13 protein-coding genes are annotated in these 16221 nt (G+C 65.9%); 12 read left to right on the top strand and 1 reads right to left on the bottom strand.

All coding sequences use genetic code 11. The features are described from left to right. Nucleotides 1-111 precede the first annotated feature (111 nt). The 5 genes from murG to aqpZ (MUU56_RS07955) all read left to right on the top strand — a co-directional run bounded on the left by murG (nucleotide 112) and on the right by aqpZ (MUU56_RS07955) (nucleotide 5317). On the top strand, nucleotides 112-1248 hold the full coding sequence (murG, locus tag MUU56_RS07975; protein WP_244766784.1) for an undecaprenyldiphospho-muramoylpentapeptide beta-N-acetylglucosaminyltransferase: 1137 nt from the start codon (nucleotides 112-114) through the stop codon (nucleotides 1246-1248). After that, a complete protein-coding gene (gene murC / locus MUU56_RS07970; protein ID WP_244766783.1) occupies nucleotides 1245-2660 on the top strand; it encodes a UDP-N-acetylmuramate--L-alanine ligase in 1416 nt (471 codons plus the stop codon). The genes murG and murC overlap by 4 nt, the downstream gene beginning before the upstream one ends. Next, nucleotides 2657-3631: a UDP-N-acetylmuramate dehydrogenase gene (gene murB / locus MUU56_RS07965; RefSeq protein ID WP_244766782.1), complete on the top strand. Its 975-nt coding sequence runs from the start codon at nucleotides 2657-2659 to the stop codon at nucleotides 3629-3631. The genes murC and murB overlap by 4 nt, the downstream gene beginning before the upstream one ends. A 134-nt stretch (nucleotides 3632-3765) precedes the next feature. Continuing rightward, nucleotides 3766-4500, top strand: coding sequence for an aquaporin Z (gene aqpZ, locus MUU56_RS07960; RefSeq protein ID WP_244766781.1), 735 nt, complete (start codon nucleotides 3766-3768; stop codon nucleotides 4498-4500). A gap of 130 nt (nucleotides 4501-4630) precedes the next feature. Continuing rightward, on the top strand, nucleotides 4631-5317 hold the full coding sequence (aqpZ, locus tag MUU56_RS07955; RefSeq protein ID WP_244766780.1) for an aquaporin Z: 687 nt from the start codon (nucleotides 4631-4633) through the stop codon (nucleotides 5315-5317). 63 nt (nucleotides 5318-5380) lie between these two features. On the opposite strand, the gene MUU56_RS07950 is transcribed toward aqpZ (MUU56_RS07955), so the two are convergent. Then, a complete protein-coding gene (locus MUU56_RS07950; RefSeq protein WP_244767149.1) occupies nucleotides 5381-6685 on the bottom strand; it encodes an MFS transporter in 1305 nt (434 codons plus the stop codon). 435 nt (nucleotides 6686-7120) lie between these two features. On the opposite strand from MUU56_RS07950, the gene MUU56_RS07945 reads away from it, so the two are divergent. The 7 genes from MUU56_RS07945 (at nucleotide 7121) to recN (ending at nucleotide 16124) form a co-directional block, all read left to right on the top strand. Beyond that, nucleotides 7121-8047 (top strand): D-alanine--D-alanine ligase, encoded by a 927-nt coding sequence (locus MUU56_RS07945; RefSeq protein ID WP_244766779.1) that lies wholly within the window; start codon nucleotides 7121-7123, stop codon nucleotides 8045-8047. Then, nucleotides 8035-8955, top strand: a complete 921-nt coding sequence (locus tag MUU56_RS07940; protein ID WP_244766778.1) for a cell division protein FtsQ/DivIB — start codon at nucleotides 8035-8037, stop codon at nucleotides 8953-8955. The genes MUU56_RS07945 and MUU56_RS07940 overlap by 13 nt, the downstream gene beginning before the upstream one ends. Then, nucleotides 8952-10283: a cell division protein FtsA gene (ftsA, locus tag MUU56_RS07935; protein WP_244766777.1), complete on the top strand. Its 1332-nt coding sequence runs from the start codon at nucleotides 8952-8954 to the stop codon at nucleotides 10281-10283. The genes MUU56_RS07940 and ftsA overlap by 4 nt, the downstream gene beginning before the upstream one ends. A 98-nt stretch (nucleotides 10284-10381) precedes the next feature. Next, nucleotides 10382-12112 carry a cell division protein FtsZ gene (gene ftsZ / locus MUU56_RS07930; RefSeq protein ID WP_244766776.1) on the top strand — a complete coding sequence of 577 codons (1731 nt, stop codon included), beginning with the start codon at nucleotides 10382-10384 and terminating at the stop codon, nucleotides 12110-12112. Between the two features lie 359 nt (nucleotides 12113-12471). Then, a complete protein-coding gene (gene lpxC / locus MUU56_RS07925) occupies nucleotides 12472-13428 on the top strand; it encodes a UDP-3-O-acyl-N-acetylglucosamine deacetylase (RefSeq protein ID WP_244766775.1) in 957 nt (318 codons plus the stop codon). Between the two features lie 140 nt (nucleotides 13429-13568). Beyond that, on the top strand, nucleotides 13569-14435 hold the full coding sequence (locus MUU56_RS07920) for an outer membrane protein assembly factor BamD (RefSeq protein ID WP_244766774.1): 867 nt from the start codon (nucleotides 13569-13571) through the stop codon (nucleotides 14433-14435). Nucleotides 14436-14453: 18 nt separating this feature from the next. Further along, on the top strand, nucleotides 14454-16124 hold the full coding sequence (recN, locus tag MUU56_RS07915; protein WP_244766773.1) for a DNA repair protein RecN: 1671 nt from the start codon (nucleotides 14454-14456) through the stop codon (nucleotides 16122-16124). The last annotated feature ends 97 nt before the right edge of the window (nucleotides 16125-16221 follow it).

Below are 16221 nucleotides of genomic sequence, written 5' to 3'. Positions count from 1 at the left end.
AGATCGGCTGGAAGCAAGGCGGTGCCACGATTCAATCTCCCCCCTTGAGGGGGAGATGCCCGGCAGGGCAGAGGGGGGTAATGCCTCCGCAACGCACAAGGCATGCACCTCATGAGCAAAGGCATCGTTCTCCTCGCCGCCGGTGGCACCGGCGGCCATCTCTTTCCCGCAGAGGCGCTCGCCCATGAGCTGAAGGCCGGCGGCTGGTCGGTGCATCTCGTCACCGACAGCCGCGCCGAGCGTTTTGCCGGGAAATTTCCGGCGGACGAGATCCATGTCGTTCCCTCCGCGACGATCGGCTCGAAGAACCCGGTCAGCGTCGTGAAATCGCTCTTCACGCTGTGGAAGGGCATTCGCGTCGCGCGCAGACTGATGGCGCGCCTGCGGCCGAAGGTGGTCGTCGGCTTCGGCGGTTACCCCACCGTTCCGCCGCTTCTCGCCGCGACGGGCATGGGCATCCCCTCGATGATCCACGAGCAGAACGCGGTGATGGGCCGCGCCAACAAGGCGCTGGCGAACCGCGTGAAGGCGATCGCCGGCGGCTTCCTGCCGGAGACGGGCGGGCAATATGCGGCAAAGACGGTGACGACGGGCAATCCGGTCCGCCCCGCCGTGCTCGAAGCCGCAGACATTCCCTACCAGGCCTCGGCGGAGGGCGAATTCCGCCTCGTCGTCTTCGGCGGCAGCCAGGGCGCGCAGTTCTTCTCCAAGGCCATCCCCTCGGCGATCGCGGCGCTGGAACCCGCCGACCGGGCGCGGCTCCGAATCACCCAGCAGGCGCGGCCGGAAGACCGCGACGAGGTCGTGCGCACCTATGGCGAGCTCGGCATTCCGGCCGATGTCTCGCCCTTCTTCACCGACATGGCGTCGCGCATCGGCAACGCCCATCTCGTCATCAGCCGCTCCGGCGCCTCGACGGTCTCCGAAGTCTCGGTCATCGGCCGTCCCGCCATCCTCGTGCCCTATCCCTATGCGCTTGATCACGACCAGGCGGCGAATGCCGCGGCGCTGGCTTCGGGCGGCGGGGCGAAGGTGATCGCGCAAGGAGAGCTTTCGACGGAGCGCCTGGCGGGCATCGTCTCCAAGGCGATGCATGATCCGGCGGGCATGACGGCCATGGCCGCAAACGCCAGAAAGGCGGGCAAACCGGATGCCGCGCGCTTGCTCGCCTCGATGGTTGAGGCTATTGCGGGCGGCAGGCCCATTGCACAGTTCAAGGGCGCACAATTCAAGGGAGAACGGCCATGAAGATGCCGCAGAGCATAGGGCTCGTTCATTTCATCGGCATTGGCGGCATCGGCATGAGCGGCATTGCCGAGGTGCTGCACAATCTCGGCCACAAGGTGCAGGGCTCCGACCAGGCGGACAGCGCCAATGTGCAGCGCCTGCGCGAGAAGGGCATCGATGTCTTCGTCGGCCACAAGGCGGAAAACCTCGGCGACGCCGAAGTGGTCGTCGTCTCCACCGCCATCAAGAAGAACAACCCGGAACTCGTCGCGGCGCGCGAAAAGCTGCTGCCGGTCGTGCGCCGGGCGGAAATGCTCGCCGAGCTGATGCGCTTCCGCAATGCCATCGCCATCGGCGGCACGCATGGCAAGACGACGACGACCTCGATGGTCGCGACGCTTCTGGAGGCCGGCGGGCTCGACCCGACCGTCATCAATGGCGGCATCATCAACGCCTATGGTACGAACGCGCGCATGGGCGAGGGCGAGTGGATGGTGGTGGAGGCGGACGAATCGGACGGCACCTTCCTGAAGCTGCCCGCCGACATTGCCGTCGTCACCAACATCGACCCGGAACATCTCGACCACTACGGCAATTTCGACGCCGTGCGCGCGGCCTTCCGCCAGTTCGTCGAGAACGTGCCGTTCTACGGCTTCGGCGTCATGTGCCTCGACCATCCGGAGGTGCAGGCCATGGTCAGCCGCATCGAGGACCGCAAGGTCATCACCTACGGCGAGAACCCGCAGGCCGACGTGCGCTTTTCCAATATCCGCATGGACGGCGCGATCTCCGTCTTCGACGTGGAGATCCGCCGCCGCCGCACCGGCCAGGTCATCGCGCTGAAGGACCTGCGCCTGCCGATGCCGGGCCGCCACAACGTTTCCAACGCCACCGCGGCCATCGCCGTTGCCCAGCGTCTCGGCATGTCGCCGGAGGCGATCGCCCGGGGGCTTGCCGGCTTCGGCGGCGTCAAGCGCCGCTTCACGCTGACCGGCAGCTGGAACGGCGTGAACGTCTACGACGACTACGGCCACCACCCGGTCGAGATCAAGGCCGTGCTGCGCGCGGCGCGCGAGGCCTGCGCGGGCCGCGTCATCGCCGTTCACCAGCCGCACCGCTACAGCCGCGTCGCGAGCCTGTTCGAGGAGTTCGCCGGCTGCTTCAACGAGGCCGACACGGTGATGATCGCGCCGATCTATGCGGCGGGCGAGGACCCGATCGACGGCGTCACCGCGGAGGAGATGGTTTCCCGCATCAAATCCGCCGGCCACCGGGATGCGCGCTTCCTGCCGTCGCCGGAAGCTTTGGCGCCCGTCGTCGCCGGCATTGCAAAGCCCGGTGACTTTGTGGTTCTCTTGGGGGCTGGCAGCATCACGTATTGGGCGCAGGCGCTGCCGAAGGAATTGGCAGGCATTTCGGGGCAGGTGGCATGAAGCAGGTGGATGGTGCGAAACTTCTGGCGTCGTTGGGCGAGGGGATCAAGGAGGTCCGCGGCCGTCTGACGCCCGATGCACCGATGGACCGCGTCACCTGGTTCCGCGCCGGCGGCCTTGCCGAGCTGATGTTCCATCCGCACGACAGCGAGGACCTCGCCACCTTCCTCAAGCTCGTGCCGGAGGAGGTGCCGGTCACCGTGACCGGCGTCGGCTCGAACCTCCTTGTGCGCGACGGCGGCATTCCGGGGGTCGTCATCCGCCTCTCGGCCAAGGGTTTCGGCGATGTCGAGCTTGCGGGCGAGAACCGGATCAAGGCCGGCGCGATCTGCCCGGACAAGAACATCGCCGCCATGGCGCTCGACCACGGCATTGCCGGCTTCGAGTTCTATTACGGCATTCCCGGCTCGATCGGCGGTGCGCTGCGCATGAATGCCGGCGCCAATGGCGGCGAGACCAAGGATCTTGTCGTGGAGGTGTACGCGATCGACCGCAAGGGCAATCCGCATGTGCTGTCCAATGCGGACATGGGCTATACCTATCGCCATTCCGCCGCGCCGTCCGACCTGATCTTCACCCACGCCGTCTTCCAAGGCGCGGCGGGCGACAAGACGGATATCCGCGGCAGGATGGATGCGGTGCGCCAGCACCGCGAGACCGTGCAGCCGATCCGCGAGAAGACCGGCGGCTCGACCTTCAAGAACCCCGAGGGGCATTCGGCCTGGAAGCTGATCGACGAGGCGGGCTGCCGCGGCATTATGATCGGCGGCGCACAGATGTCGCCGATGCACTGCAATTTCATGATCAACACGGGCCAGGCCACCGGCTACGAGCTGGAATATCTCGGCGAGACCGTGCGCAGCCGCGTGCTGGAGCATTCCGGCATCATGCTGCAATGGGAAATCAAGCGCCTCGGCAATTTCATGCCGGGCTACGAGGTCAAGGAGTTCCTGGGCCGCGCAACGGCCTGATCCGACACGATTCTTGCTGGGGCGTTCGAGAAACGCCCTCTCCCCCACAGGCAAGTTCACCGAAACGAAACCGTGTGACGTCGCGCCTCCGGCGCGCGACGGCCCTGCATGCCAGGGTCCTGATGGGGATATTCATGAACAGGAAACTTGCCGCCGAGTTCATCGGCACGTTCTGGCTCGTCTTCTGCGGCTGTGGCAGCGGGATATTGACTGCTGCCTTTCCGCAGGTCGGCATCGGCCTTGCCGGCGTCTCCCTTGCCGCCGGCATCGCGCTGATGGCGATGATCTACACGATCGGCGGCATTTCCGGCGGGCACATGAACCCGGCCGTTTCCGTGGGCCTCGCCGTCGCCGGCCGGTTTCCGGCGGGCCATATCCTGCCCTACATGGTGGCGCAGGTCGCGGGTGCGACGGCGGCGGGCGCCGTTCTCTATCTCATCGCCTCCGGCAAGGCGGGCTTCCGGCCGGGCGGTTTTGCCGCGAACGGCTATGGCGATCTCTCCCCGGGCGGCTATTCGCTGACGGCCGGCCTGGTGAGCGAAGTGGTGCTGATGGCGCTGTTCCTCTTCATCATCCTCGGCTCGACCCATCGCCGCGCGCCGGTGGATGTCGCGCCCGTCGTCATCGGCCTCAGCCTGACGGCGATCAACCTCGTTTCGATCCCGGTCACGAACACCTCCCTCAACCCGGCCCGCTCGACGGGCGTTGCCTTCTTTGCCGAGACGGCGGCCCTCTCGCAGCTCTGGCTGTTCTGGCTCGCCCCGATGCTCGGCGCCGTCGTCGGCGCGGCGGCCTGGAGGCTGGTCGGCGAAAGCGGCGCGGCGCAGGCCGACCCCACCCTTGCATTGAAGGCGAATCTGCGTGCTTGATTAGCAGGCGCGCAGATTCATTTTCTTCGTTCAGCCCCTGTTCATGCGGGTTTAGCGAAGGCTATGCTCGGTCGCGCGTTGGTTGCGCGATGAAGCCCCGCTCCAGCGGGGTTTTGACCAGGGGGCATTCATGTTCAAGAAACTCTCAGCCGAATTCCTCGGCACGTTCTGGCTCGTCTTCGGCGGTTGCGGCAGCGCGGTGCTGGCCGCCGCCTTCCCGGAGGTCGGCATCGGCCATCTCGGTGTCGCCTTCGCCTTCGGCCTTACGGTGCTCACCATGGCCTATACGGTCGGCGGCATCTCCGGCGGGCACTTCAATCCGGCCGTCTCCGTGGGCCTGACGGTGGCCGGCAAGTTCCCGGCGTCCAGCCTTGTGCCCTATATCGTGGCGCAGGTCGTGGGCGCGGTCGTCGCGGCGGTGGTGCTTTATCTCATCGCTTCCGGTAAGACGGGCTTCCAGGCGGGCGGATTCGCCTCGAACGGGTATGGCGACCTGTCGCCCGGCGGCTATTCGCTGACGGCGGCGCTGGTTGCCGAGGTGGTGCTGACGGCCTTCTTCCTCATCATAATCCTCGGTTCGACCCATGGCCGTGCGCCGGTCGGCTTCGCACCGATCGCCATCGGCCTCGGCCTGACGCTGATCCATCTCATCTCGATCCCGGTGACGAACACCTCGGTCAATCCGGCCCGCTCGACCGGCGTCGCGCTCTTTGCCGATACGGCGGCGCTTTCGCAGCTTTGGCTGTTCTGGCTTGCTCCGGTCCTCGGCGCGGTGATCGGCGCGGTGATCTGGAAGGTTGTCGGCGAGGACGACTGATCGCGGACAAAAAGAACCCGCCGCGTCGCCGCGGCGGGTTTTCTCTCGAAGGTCCCGAAGGGCTCAGACCTCTTCCTTGCCCGAAAGCAGGATGCAGGCCAGCGTGATCACGGCCGATATGCCGAGATAGTAGCCGACATAGGTCATGCCGTAGTTCGCCTGCAGCCACGTCGCGATATAGGGCGCGAGCGAGGCGCCGAAGATGCCGGCGAAGTTGAAGGTGATCGACGAACCCGTATAGCGCACCTTGGTGGGGAAGGGCGCGGCGAGCGCCGTGCCGATGAGACCGTAGGTCATGCCCATCAGCGCCATGGCGAGAATGACGAAGACGAAGATGCCGCTCTCGCCGCTCGTCATCAGTCCCGGCAGGAGGAACGAGAAGGCGCCGATCAGCACGGTCGTGAGGATCAGCACCTCCCGGCGGCCGAACCTTTCGGCGAGCTTGCCGGCGAAGGGAATGAAGAGGCCGAACAGCACAGAGCCGAGCAGTTGGACTTCCAGCGCCTCGACGAAGGGCAGCTTCAGGACCTTGACATTGTAGGAGAGCAGGTAGGCCGAGCCGATATAGAACAGCACGAAGGTGGCGAGCGCCACGAAGGTGCCGAGCACGAGGCTGCGCTTGTGGTTGCGGAAGAGCTCCACGACCGGGACCTCGACACGCTCCTGCTTTTCGATGGCCTTCTGGAAGGCCGGCGTCTCGGTGATCGACAGGCGAACCCAGAGGCCGACGGCGATCAGCACGATCGAGGCGACGAAGGGGATGCGCCAGCCCCAGGCGAGCAGCGATTCCTGCGACATGACATGCAGCAGCAGCCAGAAGACGCCGGAGGAGAGGAAGAGCCCGACGGGTGCGCCGAGCTGCGGGAACATGCCGTACCAGCTGCGCTTGCCGGGCGGGGCATTTTCCGTCGCCAGCAGCACCGCGCCGCCCCATTCGCCGCCAAGGCCGAAGCCCTGGCCGAAGCGGCAAAGCGCCAGGAGCAGCGGCGCGAGAACGCCGATCGTCTCGTAGGAGGGCAGCAGGCCGATGATCACGGTCGAGACGCCCATGGTCAGAAGCGCCGCCACCAGCGTCGTCTTGCGGCCAATGCGGTCGCCATAGTGGCCAAAGACGATCGCGCCGAGCGGGCGGGCGAAGAAGGCGATCGAGAAGGTCGCGAAAGAGGCGAGCAGGGCCGTCGTCGGATCGCTGTTCGGGAAGAACAGCGTCGGGAAGACCAGCACGGCGGCCGTGGCATAGACGTAGAAATCGAAGAATTCGATGGTCGTTCCGACCAGGCTTGCAAAAAGAACGCGCGCCGGGGAGTTGAGCCCAGCGCGGTTGGAATGCGTTGCGGTCGGCGACCCGGAAGCGAGCGTGTCACTCATCATGGGTGCCTTTTCTTGGTTTTTGAAGCTGTCTTGGGAGGCAGCGGCGGTTTATTACGCCAACCGGGCGGTCAGCGAAACAACAAAAGTACGCAGGCCGGCGAAAAATCGTACTTTTCGTGCGCTGGAGGCGTTGCCCGCGTTTACCAGGGGTTTGCGGCCATGGGCCCGGCTTCCGGTTCCGCTTTAGAGAATTCTAAATTCTTCTTTTTCTTGCGTCGGCCACAACTCTCTGATTCCAGAGAGAGAATCGAAGCGCGACTTGATTCGGGACAGGAAAATTCGCCTCCGGGCGGCTCCGGTTAACGAAAGTAAACGCTTCATTAACCTTAATGACGTTCTAGTGATCCTACCTCGCTGCCCGAGTCGGATCGCAAGCAAATCAGGTCCGCGCAAGGGACGAGCACCAGAGTACGGAATTCAGTTGGGGGTTCTATGAGCGTGAAGCATGTCGCGATGCTGATGGGTGGTTTTTCGTCGGAACGGCCGGTGAGCCTTTCGTCGGGCAACGCCTGCGCCGACGCGCTTGAGGCCGAGGGCTACAAGGTCACCCGCGTCGATGTCGGCCACGACGTCGCGAGCGTGCTTGCCGAACTGAAGCCGGACGTCGCCTTCAATGCGCTGCACGGGCCCTTCGGCGAGGACGGCACCATCCAGGGCATCCTCGAATATCTCCAGATCCCCTATACCCATTCCGGCGTGCTCGCCTCGGCGCTCGCCATGGACAAGGCGCAGGCGAAGATCATCGCCAAGGCCGCCGGCATTCCGATCGCCGAGCAGCGGCTGATGGATCGCTTCGATTTCACCTCGGCGCATCCGATGAAGCCGCCATACGTGGTCAAGCCGGTGCGCGAAGGCTCGTCCTTCGGCGTCGTCATGGTCAAGGAAGACCAGTCGCATCCCCCGCAGATCATCACCTCGTCCGAATGGCGCTATGGCGACAGCGTCATGGTCGAGCGCTACATCTACGGCCGGGAGCTGACCTGCGGCGTCATGGGCGACGTCGCGCTCGGCGTGACGGAAGTGGTGCCGCAGGGCCACGCTTTCTACGACTATGATTCCAAATATGTGAAAGGCGGCTCGAAACACGTCATCCCGGCGCAAATTTCACCGAATATTTACCAAAAAGTTCAAACACTCTCCCTCAAGGCGCATCAAGCGATCGGGTGCCGTGGCGTCAGCCGTTCCGACTTCCGTTACGACGACCGATTCTCCGAGAATGGCGAGCTTATCTGGCTGGAGATCAACACCCAGCCCGGCATGACCCCGACCTCCCTGGTGCCCGAAATGGCCGTTCATGCCGGCCATTCCTTTGGTGAATTCTTGCGGTGGATGGTGGAGGACGCGTCGTGTTTGCGTTGAGCGTCAAGAAGAGCAGGGTGCGCCCCGTCGGGTTGCCGGATACGGAAGCCGGTCGCGTGCTGCCGCGCCCGCTGCGCCGGATTGTCCGGTTCCTGGTCAGCCTCGCGGCCGGCCGCATCCATATTCCGCGCCACACCGGCAGCGTCGCCACCGTGCTGTTCATCGGCGCGACGGGCCTTTACGGCATGTCGCTGGGCGGCCATTCGCAGGATGTCGCCCAGGCCTCGACGACGGCGATCGGCTTTGCCATCGAGGACGTCAAGGTCTCCGGCAACCGCGAGACCTCGGAAATCGACATTCTGGAGCGCCTCGGCCTCGACGGCACGACCTCGCTGGTCGCCCTCGACGTCAAGGAAGCCCGCAAGCAGCTCACCGAGCTGCCCTGGGTCGAGGACGCATCCGTGCGGAAAGTCTATCCGGGCACGATCGAGATCGCACTGAAGGAGCGGGAAGCCTTCGCCATCTGGCAGCACGGCTCCGACCTGTCGCTGATTGAGAAGAACGGCAGCGTCATCGCGCCGCTGCGCGACAACAAGTTCTCGACGCTGCCGCTGTTCGTCGGCCGCGACGCGGAGACGGCCGCGGCCGGCTTTGCCGACGAGTTCGACAACTGGCCGGAAATCAAGGCGCGGGTGAAGGCCTATATCCGGGTCGCCGGCCGTCGCTGGGACTTGAGGCTCGACAACGGCATCGTCGTCAAGCTGCCGGAGCACAACGTGCCGCGCGCCATGGACACGCTGGCGACGCTGGAAGCGGAGCAGGGGATCCTGGAGCGCGACATCGCGGCCGTCGATCTCCGGCTCGAAGACCGTACGACGGTCCGTTTGACGGAAGGGGCGCTGGAACGCCGCAATGCGGCGGTCGAGCAGAGAACGAAGGACCTGAAGAAGGCAGCGAAGCGCACATGAGCATTTTCGGTTCGTCCCATTTTGGCCTGCCGCGCTTGAAGCCGCTTTCCTCCAAGCGGGCGCATGTCGTTTCGGTCCTCGACATCGGCTCCACCAAGGTCGTCTGCATGATCGGCCGGCTGACGCCGCGCGCCGAAAGCGAGATCCTTCCCGGCCGCACGCACAATGTCGAGGTCATCGGCATCGGCCACCAGAAATCGCGCGGCGTGAAGAACGGTGTCATCACCGATCTGGATGCCGCCGAAAGCGTCGTGCGCCTTGCCGTCGATGCCGCCGAGCGCATGGCCGGCCTCACCATCGAGAGCCTGATCGTCAACGTCTCGGCCGGCCGCCTGCAGAGCGACGTCTACACCGCGACCATCGATCTCGGAGGCCAGGAGGTCGATGCCAACGACCTGCGCAAGGTGCTCGCCGTCGCCGGCCAGCAGTCGCTGCGCCAGGACCGCGCCATCCTCCATTCGCTGCCGACGGGCTTCTCGCTTGACGGCGAGCGCGGCATCCGCGATCCGCTCTCCATGTTCGGCGACGTGCTCGGCGTCGACATGCATGTGCTGACGGCCGAACGGGCCGCGCTGAAGAACCTCGAACTCTGCATCAACCGTGCGCACCTCTCCGTCGAGGGCATGGTGGCGACGCCCTATGCGAGCGGCCTTTCGGCCCTCGTCGACGACGAGGTCGAACTCGGCTGCGCCTCGATCGACATGGGTGGCGGCACGACGACGATCTCCGTCTTCGCCGAAGGCAAGCTGGTGCACTCCGATGCCGTCTCGCTCGGCGGCCACCACGTCACGACGGACCTCGCGCGTGGCCTGTCGACCCGCATCGAGGATGCCGAACGCCTGAAGGTCGTGCACGGCTCGGCCCTGCCGAACGCCAGCGACGAGCGCGACATCGTCACCGTCCCGCCGATCGGCGAGGACGACCGCGACCAGCCGACCCATGTGCCGCGCGCGCTGCTGTCCCGCATCGTCAGGGCACGCATCGAAGAGACGCTCGAACTCATCCGCGACCGCATCCAGCGCTCCGGCTTCTCGCCGATCGTCGGGAAAAGGATCGTGCTGACGGGCGGCGCCAGCCAGCTCACCGGCCTGCCGGAAGCGGCCCGCCGCATCCTTGCCCGTAATGTCCGCATCGGCCGCCCGCTCGGCGTCTCCGGCCTGCCGACGGCGGCCAAGGGGCCCGCCTTTTCGACGGCGGTGGGGCTGATGATCTATCCGCAGGTCGCGGAACTGGAAGAACACGCTGTGCAGGGCGGCATGCTCTCGCAGCTGACGGGTGGCAACGGCCGCATCGCCCGCATGGGCCAGTGGCTGAAGGAGAGTTTCTGACGGGTTTCCCGGCGGCGTTACGGCCGGGAAAGACCGACACTAGAGTTTTGGGAATAGACCGGCTGGGCGAAGCAGCCGGAAACGAAAGGAACACTGCAATGACTATCAAGCTCCAGAAGCCGGACATCACCGAGCTGAAGCCCCGCATCACCGTCTTCGGTGTCGGCGGGGGCGGTGGCAATGCTGTCAACAACATGATCACCGCGGGCCTGGAAGGCGTCGATTTCGTCGTCGCCAACACCGATGCCCAGGCGCTGACCATGACCAAGGCTTCGCGGATCATCCAGATGGGCGTCGCCGTCACGGAAGGCCTCGGCGCCGGCTCGCAGCCGGAGGTCGGCCGCGCCGCCGCGGAAGAGTGCATCGACGAGATCATCGATCACCTGAACGGCACCCACATGTGCTTCGTCACCGCCGGCATGGGCGGCGGCACGGGCACGGGCGCAGCGCCGGTCGTCGCGCAGGCGGCCCGCAACAAGGGCATCCTGACCGTCGGCGTCGTCACCAAGCCGTTCCACTTCGAGGGCGGCCGCCGCATGCGTCTTGCCGAAGAGGGCATCCAGGAACTGCAGAAGTCGGTCGACACGCTGATCGTCATCCCGAACCAGAACCTCTTCCGCATCGCCAACGACAAGACCACCTTTGCCGACGCCTTCGCGATGGCCGACCAGGTGCTCTATTCGGGCGTCGCCTGCATCACCGACCTCATGGTCAAGGAAGGCCTCATCAACCTCGACTTCGCCGACGTCCGCTCGGTGATGCGCGAGATGGGCCGCGCCATGATGGGCACGGGCGAAGCTTCGGGCGAAGGCCGCGCCATGGCCGCCGCGGAAGCGGCTATCGCCAACCCGCTGCTCGACGAAACCTCGATGAAGGGCGCGCAGGGCCTGCTGATCTCGATCACCGGCGGCCGTGACCTCACCCTCTTCGAAGTCGACGAAGCCGCGACCCGTATCCGCGAGGAAGTCGATCCGGACGCAAACATCATTCTCGGCGCAACCTTCGACGAAGAGCTCGAAGGCCTGATCCGCGTCTCCGTTGTTGCAACCGGCATCGACCGCGCGGCCTCGGAGGTGGCTGCACGTCATGCTGACTTTCGCAGCCACAGCAAGCCGGTAGTCCGCCCCGCCGCCGTTCCGGCCCAGCCGCAGGTCCAGGCCGCAGCGCCGCAGCCCCAGCCGGTCCCGCAGCCCGTCATGCAGCAGCCGGTCGCCCAGCAGCTGGTCGTCGATCCGATCGCCGAGGCCATCCGCGCCTCGGAGGAGAACCTCGAGCGGGAACTCGCCATTCCGGTGAACCGTCCGGCTCCGGTGCAGCAGCCGGTGGCTTCCGTCCAGGAAGAGCCGCGCCTGCAGAACCGCCTGTTCGCCGCCCCGGCCGAGACGCCGGTGCAGCGCCCGGTCCAGCAGCAGCCGATGCAGCAGGCCCCGGTCATGCAGCAGCGCGTCGAGCCGTCCGCTCCGATCATCCGTCAGGAGCCGCAGACGATGCGCATGCCGAAGATCGAGGATTTCCCGCCCGTCGTGCAGGCCGAGATCGACCACCGCGCCGCCCAGCAGCCGGTCGCCTCGCACAGCGAAGAGCGCGGCCCGATGGGCCTCCTCAAGCGCCTGACGTCCTCGCTCGGCCGTCACGAGGAGCCGCAGGCCGCCCAGGAGCCGGCGCCGCAGGCCCAGCAGCAGCGCCGTCCGCTGTCGGCCGAAGCCAGCCTCTACGCCCCGCGCCGCGGTCAGCTCGACGATCATGGCCGCGCCAATCCGCAGCCGCGTTCGCTCGGTGAGGACGACCAGCTCGAAATCCCGGCGTTCCTGCGCCGCCAGTCGAACTGAGGCCTTCCCCGGAGCCCGTTGACAGAATGCCCGGACCGTGGTCCGGGCATTTTTGATTCTTGTCTAAATTCAAGAGTTTGCCGTTGATGTGGAGCGTAACAAAACGAAAGAAACAGTGATTTGTGTAACCCTGAGGGACCTACTACATTCACACTAGGCACAGGGGCCAGTCAGGGATCGGATGCCGGCATCACGCCGGAGGCATCAAATCACTCCAGACGTTGAGGCGGACTTGTCGGTGGGCGCAACGCGCCCGGCCAAGGGTTTCCTTGGGCCAATGAAATACCGGGGCTCCCGCGAGCCCGTGAAATAAGAATGTCGGCGAAGAATGAGCCGACAGTAAGACGAGGCGAATGCACATGACGATCGGTATGCTCGGTTTCCAGACGACGATTGCGAGCCCGGTGACGATTGCCGGCACGGGCGTCCATTCCGGCGCGGCCGTATCGATCACCTTCAACCCGGCCGAAGCCGACAGCGGTATCCTCTTCCAGCGCCTGCACGACGACGGCACCGTGAGCGAGTACCGCGCGGTCTCCGCGCAGGTCGGTAACACGGACCTGTGCACCGTGCTCGGCTTCACGCCCGCGACGTCGATCGCCACCGTCGAGCACGTCATGGCCGCGCTCTATGCGCTCGGTCTCGACAATGTCCTCATCGAGGTCCACGGCGCCGAAATGCCGATCATGGACGGCAGCTCGGCCCCCTTCATCGATGCGATCGACCAGGTCGGCCTCATCCCGCTCGCCGTCAAGCGCCGCTATATCCGCATCGTCAAGCCGGTGCGCGTCGAGGCCGGCGCTTCCTGGGCCGAGTTCTCGCCCTATGACGGCACGCGATTCGAGGTCGAGATCGATTTCGATTGCCCGCTGATCGGCCGCCAGGCCTGGAAGGGCGACCTGACGCCGATGACCTTCCGCAGCGAATTGTCGCGCGCCCGCACCTTCGGTTTCATGCGCGATGTGGAAAAGCTCTGGGCCTCCGGCCATGCGCTCGGCTCGTCGCTGGAAAATTCCGTCGTCATCTCCGACGACAACACCGTGATCAATGTCGAGGGCCTGCGCTACGCGAAGGACGAGTTCGTGCGTCACAAGACGCTCGATGCCGTGGGCGACCTTGCGCTTGCCGGCGCGCAGTTCATCGGCTGCTACCGCTCCTATCGCGGCGGCCACAGGATGAACGCCCATGCGCTGAAGGCGCTGCTCAGCGACCGCACGGCCTACGAGGTCGTCGAAGCCTCCGCGCCGCGCTCGCGCGCCGGCCAGCGCGAGCTGATCGCCGTCAACGCCCCCGAGTTTGCGCCCTGGTCCCTGTAAGGCGTGCGCTTCCAGACAGCCTTGCCATAAAAATGCGTTAATGCGCCGGCATGGCGTTGCGGTCTTCACGCATTTGGAGATACAACGCGGGGCGCGCGCGGCGGGTTACCGCACCGCGTCCGTTGAACTGGGATTGTCACATGGTTGTTGCAGGGTCTGTTGGTGTGAAGAAGACGGCGCGCATTGTCTATCTTACGCTTTTTGCGGCGGCTTCGCCTGTCGTCCTTTCCGCGTGCCAGTCGGATCCGGACATCGACATCACCAAGCTGACCGGCGAGACCGAACCGGCCGACAAGCTCTACAACCAGGGCCTTGCCAACCTCAATGCCGGCAAGGTGGGCGAGGCGAGCCGCAAGTTCGAGGCCGTCGACCGCCAGCATCCGTTCTCCGAGGAAGCGCGCAAGGCGCTCGTCATGTCGGCCTTCACGAATTACCGTCAGGGCCGCAACGAGGAAGCGATCGCCGCCGGCAAACGCTATCTCAACCTCTATCCGGGTTCGGAAGACGCGGCCTATGCGCAATACATCGTCGGCCTTGCCTACTGGAAGCAGATCCCGAGCGTGACGCAGGACCAGCGCGCCTCGGCGCAGACGCTGGAAGCCATGCAGGCCGTCGTCGAGAACTATCCCGATTCGGAATATGTCGAGGACGCGCAGACCAAGATGCGCTTTGCCCGCGACCAGCTCGCCGGCAAGGAAATGCAGGTCGGCCGCTACTATCTCGAGCGCAAGGAATATATCGCGGCCGCCAGCCGCTTCCGTGTCGTCGTCGAGAAATATCCGATGACCAACCAGATCGAGGAAGCGCTCGCCCGTCTCGTCGAGACCTATTACGCCATGGGCGTGGATACGGAAGCGCAGACGGCGGCGGCGGTGCTCGGCCATAACTATCCCGACAGCCAGTGGTATGCCGACAGCTACAAGCTGCTTCAATCGAAGGGGCTGGAGCCGCGCGAAAATACCGGATCCTGGATTTCCCGCGCCGGCAAGAACCTGCTCGGCGTCTGACCGAAGAGCAAACACCGCATGCTGGCGCAGCTTTCGATCCGCGATATCGTCCTGATCGAACGGCTCGACCTCGCTTTCGAGCCGGGCCTTTCCGTGCTGACGGGCGAGACGGGCGCCGGCAAGTCCATTCTTCTCGACAGTCTTTCGCTGGCGCTCGGCGGGCGGGGCGACGGCTCGCTGGTGCGTCACGGCCTGGAGCGCGGCCAGGTGACGGCCGTCTTCGACGTGCCGCACGGCCATGCCGCCCGCGCGCTGCTGCGCGACAACGGCATCGATGACGACGGCGACCTGATCTTCCGCCGCCAGCAATCCGCCGACGGACGCACCAAGGCCTTCGTCAACGACCAGCCGGTCTCCGTGCAGCTGATGCGCCAGGCCGGCCAGCGTCTCGTCGAGATCCACGGCCAGCACGACGACCGCGCGCTCGTCGACACCGATGCGCACCGCCTGCTGCTCGATGCCTTCGGCGGCCTTGGCGAGGCGGCTGCTGACGTCGGCACGCTCTATCATCAGTGGAAGGAAGCCGAGCGCACGCTGCGCCGCCACCGCGAGAAGGTGGAGGCGGCGGCCCGCGAGGCCGATTACCTGCGCTCCTCCGTCGAGGAGCTCGAAATCCTCTCGCCCCAGGACGGGGAGGAGGATGTGCTGGCGGAAACCCGCGCGCGCATGATGAAGGCCGAGCGCATTGCCGGCGACATCAACGAGGCAAGCGAGTTCCTGAACGGCAATGCCTCGCCCGTGCCGCTCATCGCCGCGCTCGTGCGCCGGCTGGAGCGCAAGAGCCACGAGGCGCCGGGCCTGCTGGAGGAAACGGTCGAACTGCTCGACCAGGCGCTGAACCAGCTTTCCGATGCGCAGATGGCCGTCGAGGTGGCGTTGCGCAAGACCGAATACGACCCCAAGGAGCTGGAGCGCACGGAAGAGCGCCTCTTCGCCCTGCGCGCGGCCGCCCGCAAATATTCCGTGCCCGTCACCGGCCTTCCGGCGCTCGCCGCCAAGATGATCGCCGATCTTGCCGATCTCGATGCGGGCGAGGAGAAGCTGGTGCGCCTTCAGGCCCATCTTGCCGAGACGCGCGCCGCCTTCGAACTTGCCGCCCGCGCGCTTTCGGACAAGCGCCACCATGCGGCAGAGGCGCTCGCCGCCGCCGTGATGGCCGAGCTGCCGGCGCTGAAGCTGGAGCGTGCGCGCTTCACCGTCGAGATCACCACCGACCCGGAAGGCGGCGCGGAGGAGGGGATCGACACGGTCGAATTCCACGTCCAGACCAATCCCGGTACGCGCCCCGGCCCGATCATGAAGGTCGCCTCCGGCGGCGAGCTCTCGCGTTTCCTGCTGGCGCTGAAGGTGGCGCTCGCCGATCGCGGCTCCGCGCCGACCCTCGTCTTCGACGAAATCGACACCGGAGTCGGCGGCGCGGTGGCCGATGCCATCGGCCAGCGGCTGAAGCGGCTCTCTTCGACCGTGCAAGTGCTCTCCGTCACCCACGCCCCGCAGGTCGCGGCCCGCGCGGCGACGCATCTGCTCATCTCCAAGGGGCCGGTCGAAGGCAGCGAGACGGTCGCCACCCGCGTCGCCCGGATGGATGACGGCGCCCGCACCGAGGAGATCGCCCGCATGCTGGCCGGTGCCTCGGTGACGGACGAGGCGAGGGCGGCCGCGGCGCGGCTGCTGTCGGGCGGGGTGTAGCGGGCTGCCCCTCATCCGCCTGCCGGCACCTTCTCCCCGCAAGCGGGGCGAAGGGCGATGTGGCTCCGTTTTCCCCAAACAGCCGGCGGAGAAAATC

The sequence above is a fragment of the Shinella yambaruensis genome (assembly GCF_022899355.1).
In the GTDB taxonomy this organism is placed as follows: Bacteria; Pseudomonadota; Alphaproteobacteria; order Rhizobiales; family Rhizobiaceae; genus Shinella; species Shinella yambaruensis.
This window is presented reverse-complemented; position numbering and strand designations above follow the sequence as displayed.

Bases quoted from the DNA above. Each gene is read 5' to 3' on its own strand.
- murG (WP_244766784.1), top strand. From the start codon at position 112: ATGAGCAAAGGCATCGTTCTCCTCGCCGCCGGTGGCACCGGCGGCCAT.
- murC (WP_244766783.1), top strand. From the start codon at position 1,245: ATGAAGATGCCGCAGAGCATAGGGCTCGTTCATTTCATCGGCATTGGC.
- murB (WP_244766782.1), top strand. From the start codon at position 2,657: ATGAAGCAGGTGGATGGTGCGAAACTTCTGGCGTCGTTGGGCGAGGGG.
- aqpZ (WP_244766781.1), top strand. From the start codon at position 3,766: ATGAACAGGAAACTTGCCGCCGAGTTCATCGGCACGTTCTGGCTCGTC.
- aqpZ (WP_244766780.1), top strand. From the start codon at position 4,631: ATGTTCAAGAAACTCTCAGCCGAATTCCTCGGCACGTTCTGGCTCGTC.
- MUU56_RS07950 (WP_244767149.1), bottom strand. From the start codon at position 6,685: ATGAGTGACACGCTCGCTTCCGGGTCGCCGACCGCAACGCATTCCAAC.
- MUU56_RS07945 (WP_244766779.1), top strand. From the start codon at position 7,121: ATGAGCGTGAAGCATGTCGCGATGCTGATGGGTGGTTTTTCGTCGGAA.
- ftsA (WP_244766777.1), top strand. From the start codon at position 8,952: ATGAGCATTTTCGGTTCGTCCCATTTTGGCCTGCCGCGCTTGAAGCCG.
- ftsZ (WP_244766776.1), top strand. From the start codon at position 10,382: ATGACTATCAAGCTCCAGAAGCCGGACATCACCGAGCTGAAGCCCCGC.
- lpxC (WP_244766775.1), top strand. From the start codon at position 12,472: ATGACGATCGGTATGCTCGGTTTCCAGACGACGATTGCGAGCCCGGTG.
- MUU56_RS07920 (WP_244766774.1), top strand. From the start codon at position 13,569: ATGGTTGTTGCAGGGTCTGTTGGTGTGAAGAAGACGGCGCGCATTGTC.
- recN (WP_244766773.1), top strand. From the start codon at position 14,454: ATGCTGGCGCAGCTTTCGATCCGCGATATCGTCCTGATCGAACGGCTC.